At 39.1% G+C, this 13,928-nt stretch carries 13 protein-coding genes; 10 read left to right on the plus strand and 3 right to left on the minus strand.

Translation table 11 applies throughout. From position 1 onward, the window contains the following. Positions 1–15: 15 nt before the first annotated feature. Positions 16–1,341, minus strand: a complete 1,326-nt coding sequence (pssA, locus tag AAEU29_RS03110) for a CDP-diacylglycerol--serine O-phosphatidyltransferase (RefSeq protein WP_421972295.1) — start codon at positions 1,339–1,341, stop codon at positions 16–18. A gap of 245 nt (positions 1,342–1,586) precedes the next feature. Between pssA and trxB the strand changes: the two genes are divergently transcribed. From trxB to infA, 4 genes are all read left to right on the plus strand, one after another. Then, complete coding sequence (gene trxB, locus AAEU29_RS03115) at positions 1,587–2,540, plus strand: thioredoxin-disulfide reductase (RefSeq protein WP_421972014.1); 954 nt, start codon at positions 1,587–1,589, stop codon at positions 2,538–2,540. Positions 2,541–2,581: 41 nt separating this feature from the next. Then, a complete protein-coding gene (gene aat, locus AAEU29_RS03120; RefSeq protein ID WP_421972015.1) occupies positions 2,582–3,301 on the plus strand; it encodes a leucyl/phenylalanyl-tRNA--protein transferase in 720 nt (239 codons plus the stop codon). After that, on the plus strand, positions 3,294–4,004 hold the full coding sequence (locus AAEU29_RS03125) for an arginyltransferase (protein ID WP_421972016.1): 711 nt from the start codon (positions 3,294–3,296) through the stop codon (positions 4,002–4,004). Before aat ends, AAEU29_RS03125 begins: the two co-directional genes overlap by 8 nt. Positions 4,005–4,093: 89 nt before the next feature. Further along, positions 4,094–4,312, plus strand: coding sequence for a translation initiation factor IF-1 (gene infA, locus AAEU29_RS03130; RefSeq protein WP_010560183.1), 219 nt, complete (start codon positions 4,094–4,096; stop codon positions 4,310–4,312). 65 nt (positions 4,313–4,377) lie between these two features. On the opposite strand, the gene clpA is transcribed toward infA, so the two are convergent. Beyond that, complete coding sequence (clpA, locus tag AAEU29_RS03135) at positions 4,378–6,645, minus strand: ATP-dependent Clp protease ATP-binding subunit ClpA (RefSeq protein WP_421972017.1); 2,268 nt, start codon at positions 6,643–6,645, stop codon at positions 4,378–4,380. 23 nt (positions 6,646–6,668) lie between these two features. Then, a complete protein-coding gene (gene clpS / locus AAEU29_RS03140) occupies positions 6,669–6,986 on the minus strand; it encodes an ATP-dependent Clp protease adapter ClpS (protein ID WP_421972018.1) in 318 nt (105 codons plus the stop codon). Positions 6,987–7,244: 258 nt separating this feature from the next. Between clpS and cspD the strand changes: the two genes are divergently transcribed. From cspD to purB, 6 genes are all read left to right on the plus strand, one after another. Further along, entirely contained in the window at positions 7,245–7,460 is a 216-nt protein-coding gene (gene cspD / locus AAEU29_RS03145; protein ID WP_010560186.1) for a cold shock domain-containing protein CspD, read from the plus strand. Between the two features lie 275 nt (positions 7,461–7,735). Beyond that, on the plus strand, positions 7,736–9,964 hold the full coding sequence (locus AAEU29_RS03150) for an NADP-dependent isocitrate dehydrogenase (RefSeq protein ID WP_421972019.1): 2,229 nt from the start codon (positions 7,736–7,738) through the stop codon (positions 9,962–9,964). A 90-nt stretch (positions 9,965–10,054) separates the two neighbouring features. Next, on the plus strand, positions 10,055–10,726 hold the full coding sequence (locus tag AAEU29_RS03155; protein WP_421972020.1) for an rRNA large subunit pseudouridine synthase E: 672 nt from the start codon (positions 10,055–10,057) through the stop codon (positions 10,724–10,726). Between the two features lie 87 nt (positions 10,727–10,813). Then, positions 10,814–11,914, plus strand: coding sequence for a tRNA 2-thiouridine(34) synthase MnmA (gene mnmA, locus AAEU29_RS03160; RefSeq protein WP_421972021.1), 1,101 nt, complete (start codon positions 10,814–10,816; stop codon positions 11,912–11,914). Next, positions 11,914–12,513, plus strand: coding sequence for a high frequency lysogenization protein HflD (gene hflD / locus AAEU29_RS03165; protein WP_372770692.1), 600 nt, complete (start codon positions 11,914–11,916; stop codon positions 12,511–12,513). Before mnmA ends, hflD begins: the two co-directional genes overlap by 1 nt. A 29-nt stretch (positions 12,514–12,542) precedes the next feature. After that, positions 12,543–13,913, plus strand: a complete 1,371-nt coding sequence (gene purB, locus AAEU29_RS03170) for an adenylosuccinate lyase (RefSeq protein WP_421972022.1) — start codon at positions 12,543–12,545, stop codon at positions 13,911–13,913. Positions 13,914–13,928: the final 15 nt, after the last annotated feature.

The raw sequence follows: 13,928 nt of genomic DNA on the forward strand, positions 1-13,928 counted from the left end.
AGAACCTATTAAAAACTAAATAAAACGTTTGATAATAAAATCAACTTTCACACGCTTAGCCTGCCCTAATAACTTTGCCACTGGCTCAGGATAATCAGCCATTGTTTCTAATTCTTTATAGCTATTTAACTTAGTACAATGGGATAAGATTTGTTGTTTCTCTTGCTCAAGCTGCTCGGTTAATAGCCCTTGGCTATCATCAAATAAAATACCATTTTCGATATCCAAACCCCACGCTCGTGGGTTTAAATTATGGCCGGTCATCATTTGATAACGATTATCGACACTAATCCCTTTTAAATGGAACGAGTTGGTCTCGTGTCGCCACAAATGTACATTGAGTAAACCCGCTTGCACGTAAGTGTCATTTAATTTCAAAAATTTTGCTAAAATTGTTTCGTATAGGTAAGGTAATGCACCAATTTTACTAAAAGGCTTATCAGGCGAGATATAAAAATCATTAGCCGTTTTATCACCTACAACGATAGTTACTTTTAAGCCTTGCTTTAATTTCTTTCTTAATACTCTCAAAAGAGGCGCTGGAAAATTAAAGTACGGGGTATAAAGTACTAATTCTTTTTCGCCTAATTCAAATAGATTTTTTATCGCGCGGTTAAGCATATTACCACGTCGACCAAAACCTAAAAATAAGAAGCTATCTATAGCGCCTATTTGTGATGTGTTATTGCTCGGATATTTTGCTCGTTTTAGCGACTTCATTAATGCTTTGTGATCTGATTTACACTCAGCTAATTTTTTGATTGGACGCTGATCTAGGCGAATAACCGCTTTAGATGCGATTAATTCATCATCTATAAACTGGGTAAATGCATTTGCTAACGCATTATTTTGAATAGTGAAGTAACGGTCAAGACGATAGCGATCTTGGTATTGTAAGTACACATTATTAAGGCTTGCACCGCTATATAAAACGGTATCATCAATTACCATGCCTTTAAGGTGTAATACACCAAATACTTCTTTGCCTTTTACAGGCACACCAAACACTCGAACATTATTTTGATGTGTTTGGTGCTCTTTTAAATAAAGGGCTGCATTACCTTCACTTGTGGCTTCACCAATAAGACCACGTTGTGCACGGTGATAATCAACTAAGATATCAACACGTAAATTTGGGTTTGTATTGGATGCCTCGTGCAGTGCAGTTAATATTTCACGCCCTGCTTTATCATCTTGTAAATACAGCGCTGTAATAACAATACGCTTTTGAGCAGCCTTAATTAATGATAGTAATTGTGCTCGATAAGAAGCCGCATCAAGCAAAATTGAGATTTGCTCGCTTTCAAGTTTAAAGCTTGGCTCTTTTTGCCAAAAATCCAAACGCACGCTGTTATCCTATAGCATTATTCTTTTGTAAAAGCGTCAACATAACAAATTATCAGATTAAACGCACAATTTTTGAGAGAAAGTTTTGCTAAGTGGCTAAATTTACAACGGGTGTTACTTAAAATTTACGCTTCGCTCAACTTGGTAATATCAAATTCCTTAAAATAATTTACATCTGCCTTGTTTTTAATAGAATCAACCGCATTAATTAGCAATAGCAGTATTAATTAGGAAATGCGATGAGCGCAAGCAAACACAGTAAATTACTTATTTTAGGTTCGGGCCCTGCAGGTTACACAGCCGCAGTTTACGCAGCGCGAGCTAACTTAAACCCTGTATTAATTACAGGTATGCAACAAGGTGGTCAGCTGACTACGACGACAGAAGTTGAGAACTGGCCTGGTGACGCACACGGCTTAACAGGCCCTGCATTAATGGATCGCATGAAAGAGCATGCGGAACGTTTCGAAACTGAAATCATTTTTGACCATATTCATACCGTAGATGTAAATAATCGTCCATTTACACTTACAGGTGATTCAGGCACTTATACTTGTGACGCCCTTATTATTGCAACAGGTGCTTCTGCTCGTTACCTAGGTTTAGATTCTGAAGAAGCGTTCAAAGGCCGCGGTGTTTCAGCATGTGCAACATGTGATGGATTCTTCTACCGCAATCAAAAAGTGGCGGTTGTCGGTGGTGGTAACACCGCTGTTGAAGAAGCACTTTACCTTTCAAACATTGCATCTGAAGTTCATTTAGTTCACCGCCGTGATACTTTCCGAAGTGAAAAGATCTTAACAGATCGTTTAATGGATAAAGTTGAAAACGGTAATATTACCCTACACTTAAACCAAACACTTGATGAAGTACTTGGTGATGATATGGGTGTAACTGGTTTACGTACTAAATCTACTACAGACGAAAGCACTAATGAACTAGATGTTGCAGGTGTATTTATCGCTATCGGCCACTCACCAAACACCAGCATGTTTGAAGGTCAGCTTGAAATGAAAGATGGCTATTTAGTAGTTGAGTCTGGTCTAAATGGCAACGCTACACAAACTAGCGTTAAAGGTGTTTTCGCAGCAGGTGATGTTAGCGATCATATCTACCGTCAAGCTATTACCTCTGCGGGTACCGGTTGTATGGCAGCACTTGATGCCGAGCGCTACCTAGACAATCTGAAGTAAAATTCGTTAAACTCAAGGCTGCAATCAACGCAGCCTTTTTTATGACAGCACAACTCACTATACTTGATCTTACATCTACAGATTTCCCCCCAGCTGATTTCGCATTAAACGAACCAGATGGCCTGCTCGCAATTGGTGGTGACTTATCACTGTCACGTTTAATTTCAGCTTATAAAAACGGTATTTTCCCTTGGTTTAATCAAGGTGAGCCTATCATGTGGTGGAGCCCGAGTAGCCGAGCTGTACTCAAAATTGGTGAAATAAATATCAGCCGAAGTCTTCGTAAATTAGCAAGACAAAATAAATACTCTGTAAGCGTTAACACTAATTTTAACCAAGTCATTCATAACTGTATAAAGCAACGGGAAAATCAGGAAGGCACCTGGATCACCAATGAAATGAAATCTGCTTATATCGCTCTGCATAAAGCAGGCTTTGCACACAGTATTGAAGTTTATAATTGTCATAAAGAATTAGTTGGTGGGCTGTATGGCATTATGGTTAATCACGTATTTTGTGGTGAATCGATGTTTCACTTTGAAAATAATTGTTCCAAACTTGCTTTTTGGGCATTGCACAACCATTTAAAAAATAACGGTGTTACGTTAATAGATTGCCAACTAGAAAATCCACATTTGATGTCTTTAGGCGTTACAACAATTTCAAGAAACGAATTTTTAGCTAAACTTAAAAAAAGTAAGCAAAGAGAAATTGATGTTTCGATGTGGCAAAGCCAACAATTAATGGAAATTTATGACTGAGCATATGCCTGTAAAGCTTGGGATCAGCCAACAATTCCCTTGCAGTTATATAGATAATGAACAAGAGCGGCTATTAGTGGTTCTTGACCATGATTTTTATACACAGCAAAAGTTCGAACATCTATTAGCTTTAGGTTTTCGTCGTTCGAGTGATCAAATTTACCGTCCCCACTGCCCTAGTTGTAATGCTTGCAAGGCTATTCGTTTAGAGGTTTCTGAATTTAAACCAAGTAGATCGCAAAAACGTATTATTGCTAAAAGTAATGAATTTAGACTCGAAAGTAGCAAACAGAGTAAAGATATTTACTACACCTTATACGAAAAATACATAGTCCTTAGGCATCATGATGGCGCGATGTTTCCACCATCAATTGAACAATATGAAAGTTTTTTAACCTGTAGTTGGTTAAACATTAATTATCTAGAGCTCTGGCATCAAGATAAACTCATTGCAGTTGCGGTAACTGACACACTTTTTGAATCTTTATCAGCTATTTATACTTTTTTCGATCCTGAATATGAACATTATAGTTTGGGTACTATGATGATCTTAAAACAAATTGAATTTGCCAAGCAGCTTAATAAACGCTATTTGTATCTTGGTTACCAAATTGATGCTTGTCGGAAAATGAACTATAAAACCAAATTTAACCCTTACCAAAAACTTAATAATAACGTTTGGCAGCTTGAAATTAAAAAATAAGGCGAAATGCCAATGATCACTTTACATATGCATGGCTTTTCGGCAAAATCTGCAGCTTTAAAGAATACAACTGAGGTTATACGCTCAATATGGCGAAAGAAGACGTAATTGAAATGCAAGGCACTGTCCTTGACACACTCCCTAACACTATGTTCCGAGTTGAATTAGAAAACGGTCACGTGGTTGTTGCACACATTTCTGGTAAAATGCGCAAAAACTATATTCGTATTTTAACTGGCGACAAGGTTACGGTTGAGTTGACGCCATATGACCTTTCAAAAGGTCGCATTGTATTCCGTGCGCGCTAATTAATTTAGCAGTATCGAATATAAAAAAAGCCCGCTAAATTAGCGGGCTTTTTGTTGTTTAAAGACTAGGCTTCAACGCTTTCTTTTTCATAACTAAAGGTGAGCTGTTTATCTTTAATACTCACTTTTACGTTTCCACCATCGCATAACTCACCAAATAGAATTTCGTTAGCTAATGGTTTCTTCAGTTTTTCCTGAATTAAACGTGCCATTGGACGTGCGCCCATTGCTTTATCATACCCTTCTTTAGCAAGCCATTTACGTGCAGGCTCAGTCACTTCAATCGAAACAGATTTAGCATCCAGTTGTGATTCAAGCTCAACGATAAACTTATCTACCACTTGCAGAATCACTTTTTCATCTAAGTGATTGAACCAAATTGTGTTGTCTAAGCGGTTTCTAAATTCAGGGGTGAATGTTTTATTAATCTCGCTCATTGCGTCATGGCTATGATCTTGTTGCTTAAAGCCAATTGATTTACGAATGGTTTCTTGCACACCCGCATTAGTGGTCATTACCAGTACCACGTTTCTAAAATCAGCTTTGCGACCGTTATTGTCAGTTAGCGTACCATGATCCATTACTTGCAATAATACATTGTAAATATCAGGGTGCGCTTTCTCGATTTCATCTAATAACACTACGCAATGAGGTTGTTTAATCACCGCATCTGTTAATAAGCCACCTTGTTCGTAGCCTACATAACCAGGAGGCGCACCAATTAAACGGCTAACCGCATGTTTTTCCATGTATTCAGACATATCAAAGCGAACTAATTCAACCCCTAAACACTTCGCTAATTGTTTAGTGATCTCTGTTTTACCAACCCCGGTAGGACCTGCAAACAGGAATGAACCAATTGGTTTATCATCACTTGATAAACCTGAACGTGATAGGCGAATTGCTGCGCTTAGCGCATCAATGGCATCATCTTGACCAAATACAACCATCTTCAAATTACGGTCAAGCAATTGCAGAACTTGTTTATCTGAATTAGATACATTTTGCTCAGGTATGCGTGCAATCTTCGCAATGATATGTTCAATATCAGATACTGTAACCGTCTTCTTCCGACGTGATGCTGGTAATAAACGTTGGCTTGCACCTGCTTCATCAATCACATCAATTGCCTTATCAGGTAAGTGACGTTCATTAATATATTTTGCTGACAATTCTGCCGCCGCTTTCAGAGCTGTTTGCGTATAACGAATACCATGGTGCTCTTCATAACGTTCTTTCAAGCCCATTAGTATTTTGGTGGTGTCCGCAATTGATGGCTCAACAATATCAATTTTTTGGAAACGACGAACCAATGCTCTGTCTTTTTCAAAAATATTTTTAAATTCGTTGTACGTTGTCGAGCCCATACAACGAAGCTTGCCACTTGAAAGTAATGGTTTAATTAGGTTTGAGGCATCCATTACCCCACCAGAGGCTGCACCTGCGCCAATAATGGTATGAATTTCGTCAATAAACAAAATCGCGTTTTTGTGTTGTTGCAGCTGCTTTAACAGTGATTTAAAACGTTTTTCAAAATCACCGCGGTATTTTGTACCAGCAAGTAAAGCACCCATATCTAATGAAAATACGGTTGCATCAGAAATCACTTCAGGCACTTGTTCATTTACAATTCTGTACGCAAGGCCTTCCGCAATTGCTGTTTTACCAACGCCCGCTTCACCTACAAGCAGTGGGTTATTCTTTTTACGACGACACAGAACTTGAATCGTACGCTCTATTTCACTATCACGCCCAATCAGTGGGTCGATTAAGCCAAGCTCTGCCTGCGTATTAAGGTTAGTTGTAAAGTTTTCAAGTTTTGATTTTTCATCAACTGCTTGCTCAGAGCTGCTTTCAATTTCTTGCTCTTCTTCAGAATGATGATTTTCTTCTTCATCTAAACGTGAAATACCATGAGAAATGTAGTTAACAATATCAAGGCGAGTAATATCGCTCTTTTTAAGTAAATACACCGCCTGACTTTCTTGTTCGCTAAAAATTGCAACAAGCACATTGGCGCCATTAACTTCACTTTTACCTGATGATTGAACATGAAAAACGGCGCGTTGCAATACACGCTGGAAACCAAGTGTTGGCTGTGTTTCTCGCTCTTCTTCAAGCTCTGGAATAAGTGGCGTTGTTTCATCAATAAAATCTGACAACGCTATTTTTAGTGATTGTAGATCTGTACCACAACTTGATAATGCATCAATGGCCGACGGATTATCTAGCAGGGCTAACAGTAAGTGCTCCACAGTCATAAATTCATGTCTACGACTACGCGCTTCTCTGAATGCGGAGTTTAAGGTAATTTCCAAGTCTTTATTAAGCATAATAAACTCCTCTCATAACTTCTTTATTCGGGCTCAAAACTACACAACAGTGGATGTTCATTATCACGCGCATATTGATTAACCTGCGCTACCTTTGTTTCAGCAACTTCCGCGCTATAAATACCACACACGGCTTTACCATCGTAATGTACCTTCAACATGATTTCAGTCGCCCTGTCTGAATCCATATTAAAAAATCGTGCTAGAACTTCAACAACAAAATCCATCGGCGTGTAGTCATCGTTATTTAAAATGACTTTATACTTGCGCGGCGGTTTAATGCTTTGTCGCTGTTTTTCCTTTTGGCTATCTACTAAATCTGAAAATTGTGTACCACTCATAATTTAATATAGTCATCTCTTGTAAACTCAAGCAACTTTGAGTCTTAAAAATTAAAAATTTATTTAAATTGTTAAAAAACAATTAAAAAATACTTGACTGTTTGTTCATATAAACTACAGTCAATAGGTGATTATTTACTAAGCAATTTACGAACAATAGCTTGTGTAATCCGCAACACTGGTTCGTTTTCGCCTTGGTAGATAATTTACCATGTAGAATAACATGATTTTAGTCAACTTATAGAAGGATGTTGAGGTATGGCTTGCGGAAAAGTCAAATGGTTCAATAACGCAAAAGGGTTTGGGTTTATCGTAGAAGAAGGTAGCACTGAGGATATCTTTGCTCATTTTTCAACCATTCAAATGGATGGCTACAAAACACTTAAAGCCGGCCAAGATGTAACATTTGAGTTGCAACAAGGTCCAAAAGGCCTACACGCGACCAATATTGCGCCAACAGAAGGCGAAGTTTAAGGATTTTTCTTAAACAAATTATAATAATAAAGAAGCGGATCGCCCGCTTTTTTTATGCCTAAAATTCAACCACCCCGTGTCAATTGAACATTTTGTGATTGCTAATTCTTTTTATTTAAACTAGCCCTGCTATACTATCGGCCAATTGTCAGCAATAAAAATAACGCTAGACTAAGTCAATTACATTCAATTTTTGTGATTTAGCAAAATCACACCCCTTTCAATGTAAGTATTGAACGCCGTGTTTAAATGGCATTTAAAAGTTAGGAATAATAATGACTAGTAAATCTAAGATAATTTATACAAAAACGGATGAAGCACCGGCATTAGCCACGTACTCGTTTTTACCAATTGTAAAAGCGTTTAGCGCTGTATCTAACGTGAACGTAGAAACACGTGATATCTCTTTAGCAGGTCGTGTAATCGCGAATTTCCCTGAGTATTTAACTGAAGAACAACGTATCGGTGATGCGCTTGCAGAATTAGGTGAACTAGCCAAAACACCTGAAGCTAATATTATTAAACTCCCTAACATCAGTGCTTCTATTCCTCAGCTTCAAGCTGTGATTAAAGAACTTCAAGCACAAGGTTACGCACTTCCAGAGTACCCTGAAGAGCCTAAGAACGAAGAAGAAGCAAAAGTAAAAGCTACTTACGACAAAATTAAAGGTAGTGCTGTAAACCCAGTATTACGTGAAGGTAACTCTGACCGTCGTGCACCAGGTTCTGTTAAGAACTACGCAAAAAATAACCCACACTCAATGGGTGCATGGGCAAGCGATTCTAAATCACACGTATCATCAATGACTGAAGGTGATTTCTTCGCATCAGAGCAATCAGTAACTGTTGACTCTGCTGATGATGTACGTATTGAATTCGTAAATGAAAACGGTGATGTTGAAGTATTAAAAGCATCAGTTCCATTACTTGCAGGCGAAATCATCGACAGCTCTGTAATGAATGTTGCAGCTTTAAATACCTATTTAGAGCGTGAAATCAACGCAGCAAAAGACGAAGACGTATTACTTTCATTACATATGAAAGCAACCATGATGAAAGTTTCAGATCCAATCATCTTTGGTCATGCTGTAAAGGTTTTCTATAAAGATGTATTTGCAAAACACGCTGCGACATTTGAAAAGCTAGGTGTAGATGCAAACAACGGTATTGGTGATGTTTACGCTAAAATTGCACAATTAGATGACGCAACTCGCGCTGAAATTGAAGCTGATTTACAATCTGTATATGCAAACCGCCCTGCGCTTGCGATGGTTGATTCTGACCGTGGTATCACTAACTTACATGTTCCAAGCGACATCATTATCGATGCTTCAATGCCAGCATGTATCCGTTCATCAGGCCAAATGTGGGGCCCGGATGGCAAGTTAAAAGATACTAAAGCACTTATTCCAGATCGTTGTTACGCAAGCGTATACCAAGCAACGATTGATTTCTGTAAAGAAAACGGTGCATTTGATCCAACAACTATGGGTAGCGTACCAAACGTTGGCCTGATGGCTCAAAAAGCAGAAGAATACGGTTCGCACGACAAAACGTTTGAAATCAAAGCTAAAGGTCAAGTACGCGTAGTTAACCAAGCGGGTGATGCTGTAATGTCTCACGACGTTGATGCTGGCGATATCTTCCGTATGTGTCAGGTTAAAGACCTTCCAATCCAAGACTGGGTTAAACTTGCTGTTAACCGTGCACGTGCTACAGGTACTCCTGCAGTATTTTGGTTAGACGAAAACCGTGCTCACGATGCACAATTAATTAAGAAAGTTAACCAATACTTACAAGACCATGATACAAACGGCCTTGATATCCGTATTCTTGCACCATTTGAGGCAACGCAATTCTCATTAGCACGCATCAAAGAAGGTCAAGATACAATTTCAGTAACAGGTAACGTACTACGTGATTACCTAACTGATTTATTCCCAATTCTTGAGCTTGGTACAAGTGCAAAAATGCTTTCAATCGTTCCATTAATGAACGGTGGTGGTTTATTCGAAACTGGTGCAGGTGGTTCAGCGCCTAAGCACGTTCAACAATTCGAAAAAGAAAACCACTTACGTTGGGATTCTCTAGGTGAGTTCTTAGCGCTTGCAGCATCTTACGAGCACTTAGCTGTTAATACTGGTAATGCTAAAGCACAAGTACTAGCAGATACACTTGACGCGGCAACAGCAAAATTCCTTCTTGAGAACAAATCTCCTTCTCGTAAAGTAAATGAGCTTGATAACCGTGGTAGCCACTTCTATCTAACAATGTATTGGGCACAAGAACTAGCTGCACAAGACAAAGACGCTGAGCTTAAAGCGAAGTTTGCACCAATTGCTGAGCAATTAACTGCAAATGAAGCGGTAATTGTTAAAGAGCTTAACGATGCGCAAGGCGTGGCTGTAGATATTCAAGGTTACTTCCAACCAAATGAAGAACTTGCATACAAAGCAATGCGTCCAAGCGAGACATTCAACAATATCATTGCTCAAATTGCATAATATTTTAGAATGAATGATAAAAGGGCAGCATGTTGTTGCCCTTTTTTATTTGCTACACTTTTCATCTAGCGCGTTTTTTCACTCATCACTATGACACGACTATCAAAACCCAAATCAGCTCACATTAATAAGCAAACAAATAAACCTGTTAAAAAAAAGCCATCAGCATTTAAACGCAAGCCATCTTATGAGCGCGAAGTGAAACCTCATCAAGGGCCAACTCATATCGTATTATTTAACAAGCCATTTGATGTACTCAGCCAATTCACTGATGAAGGTGAAAGGAAAACACTCGCTGATTTTATCGATATAAAAGATGTTTATGCAGCAGGTCGTCTCGATAGAGACAGTGAAGGCCTTTTGTTACTAACCAACAACGGTAAGCTACAACATAAAATCGCTTCGCCAAAACATAAATCACCTAAAACCTACTGGGTGCAAGTAGAAGGTGATGTTTCAGAAGAAGCAATCAATGCGTTAACGCAAGGTGTTGAACTAAAAGATGGTAAAACACTTCCGGCAAAAGTAAAACGCATGGATGAACCAAAGGTTTGGCCGCGCAATCCACCCATTCGTGAGCGCAAATCAATTCCAACCACATGGTTAAGTATCACCATTACCGAAGGTAAAAACCGCCAAGTAAGACGTATGACAGCCCATGTTGGTTACCCTACTCTTCGCTTAATTCGCTATTCAATTGGTAAATATACCCTTGATGGTATTGAAAATGGTGAATTTAAACTTATAACAGAGAATAATTAAGCATTAGGCGTAGTCATTTTAGAACATGTTTTATTAAAACAGCTATGATATAATTCGCGCCTCAAATTTTCGGAGTAATTCAATACTATGAGTGACAACAGTAACATCAAAGTCATCGTTGGCATGTCTGGCGGTGTAGACTCTTCAGTTTCAGCTTATCTACTAAAGCAACAAGGCTATCAGGTTGAAGGCTTGTTTATGAAAAACTGGGAAGAAGATGATACTGATGAATATTGTGCTGCTGCACAAGATTTAAAAGACGCACAAGCCGTGTGTGAAAAACTAGGTATTGAATTACACACCGTAAACTTTGCTGCAGAATACTGGGACAACGTATTTGAGTATTTTCTTGCTGAATATAAAGCAGGTCGTACGCCTAACCCAGATATCATGTGCAACAAAGAAATCAAATTTAAAGCATTTTTAGAGTTTGCTGCAGAAGCACTCGGCGCTGACTATATTGCAACAGGTCATTACGTTCGCCGCGCTGAAAAAGACGGTAAAGCGACGTTAGTTCGCGGCCTTGATGATAATAAAGATCAAAGCTATTTTCTCTACACATTAAGCCACGAGCATGTTGCGCAAACCTTATTCCCTGTTGGTGAAATCGAAAAACCAGAAGTTCGCCGTATTGCTGAAGAGCAAGGGCTAATTACGCACGATAAAAAAGACAGTACGGGCATCTGTTTTATTGGTGAACGTAAATTTAAAGACTTCTTACAGAAATTCTTACCAGCTCAGCCGGGTACCATTGAAGATTGTGAAGGTAACAATGTAGGCGAACACGAAGGCTTAATGTACCACACGCTTGGTCAGCGCAAAGGCTTACTAATCGGCGGTATGAAAGAAGGCTCAGGTGAACCTTGGTATGTTGTTGATAAAGACATCGCACGTAATGTACTTGTGGTTGGTCAAGGCAAAGATCACCCTCGCCTATATTCAAACGGTTTAATGGCAAATCAACTACACTGGGTTGACCGTGAAGGGCCAAAAGCTACACTTCGCTGTACAGTGAAAACCCGCTATCGCCAAACAGATATCCCATGTACCTTACTGGTTGGTGAAGACGGTGTAGCCCGTGTGTTATTTGATGAGCCACAAAAAGCGGTAACACCAGGCCAATCAGCCGTATTTTACCTAGAAGAAACCTGTTTAGGTGGCGGCATTATTGATTCGGTGATCCGCTAATGGATAAAAATCAGGTAATGGCACTGGCTGCTATGTGCCAAATCACCAAAGCGGTACAAAAAGTAGCGCAAACCGGTTCAATTACCGATTATGAAATGCAGCAACTACTTTCAGGTATTTTAGTTACCAATCCAGATGCACCGTCAGATGTATTTCGTGATATGGATTTACGCCAAGGTTATCAATTAGTTGTTGAACAACTCGACCCCGGCCAAAACAAAAGCATTGAATTAGTAAAATATGTAGGTGGGTTAATTCAATTAGAGCGCGCGTTAAATGCAAACCCCAAAGCGCTCAACGAATTAGCAACACGCATCAGTAGTATTGAGAATCGTCTTGCACATTTATCAATCTCAGATGATGCCATAATTGCTAGCCTTGCTGACATCTATGCAGATGTCATTAGCCCGCTTGGGCAACGTATTCAAGTATTTGGAAAACCTGCCCTGTTACAACAGCAATCGGTGCAACATCGCATTCGTGCATTGTTACTTGCAGGTATTCGCGCCGCAGTATTATGGCGCCAAGTAGGTGGTAAACGCCGCCACTTCTTTTTTGGCAAAGGTAAAATTGTCAAAATTGCAAAACAGTATTGTTAATCTCTAGTACAAAAAATTTAGGAGTGATTATGGAGCTTTCAGCGTTAACTGCTATTTCACCTGTTGATGGTCGTTACGGCAGCAAAACAACTGAGCTTAGAGAAATCTTTAGTGAGTATGGCCTAATTAAATACCGCGTAACTGTAGAAGTTCGTTGGTTACAAGCACTTGCTGCTGCAGAAGGTATTGATGAAGTACCATCACTAAGCGCTGAAGCAAATCAAATCTTAGATAACATCGTTGCAAACTTTAATGAAGAAGATGCAATGCGTGTTAAAGAGATTGAACGTACAACCAATCATGACGTTAAAGCTGTTGAATACCTACTTAAAGAAAAAGTAGCTGACAACGCTGAGCTAAATGCAATCAACGAATTCATTCATTTTGCATGTACTTCAGAAGACATCAACAACTTATCGCACGGCCTAATGTTAAAAGAAGCACGTGAAAACGTACTTTTACCTTACTGCGATAAACTACTTGATGCAGTACATTCACTTGCAAAAGAATACCAAACAATCCCGATGATGTGTCGTACCCACGGTCAACCAGCTTCACCTTCAACTATGGGTAAAGAAATGGCTAACGTGTACATGCGCCTTAAGCGTCAGCGTGACCAAATCGCAAATGTAGAATTACTAGGTAAGATCAATGGTGCAGTTGGTAACTACAACGCACACATTAGCGCCTACCCTAACTACGACTGGCATGCACATGCAGAAAAGTTTGTAACAAGCCTTGGTCTTGAGTGGAATGCGTTCACAACACAAATCGAACCACACGATTATATTGCTGAGCTTTACGATGCAATTGCACGTTTCAACACTATCTTAATTGATTTTGACCGTGACGTTTGGGGTTACATTGCACTTAACCACTTCAAGCAAAAAACAATTGCAGGTGAAATCGGTTCATCAACAATGCCACACAAAGTTAACCCAATTGACTTTGAAAACTCTGAGGGTAACTTAGGTATTGCTAACGCTATTTTTGCGCACCTTGCACAAAAACTACCAGTATCTCGCTGGCAGCGTGACCTTACTGATTCAACGGTTTTACGTAACTTAGGTGTAGGCATGGGCTATGCGTTAATCGCATACCAAGCGACACTTAAAGGTATTAGCAAACTAGAAGTTAACCAAGATAAGCTATTAGCTGAGCTTGATCAAAACTGGGAACTTTTAGCTGAGCCAATTCAAACGGTAATGCGTAAATACGGTATCGAAAAGCCATATGAAAAATTAAAAGAGTTAACACGTGGTAAGCGCGTTAATAAAGAAATTATGGCGGATTTCATCGATAACCTTGAATTACCTGAAGCGGTAAAAGAAGAATTAAAACAACTTACACCTGCTAATTACATTGGCCGTGCAGTTGAATTTATCGACGACATCAAATAAACGTTAATTAAAAAA

This window comes from Pseudoalteromonas aquimarina (assembly GCF_049257255.1).
Classification (GTDB): Bacteria; Pseudomonadota; Gammaproteobacteria; order Enterobacterales; family Alteromonadaceae; genus Pseudoalteromonas.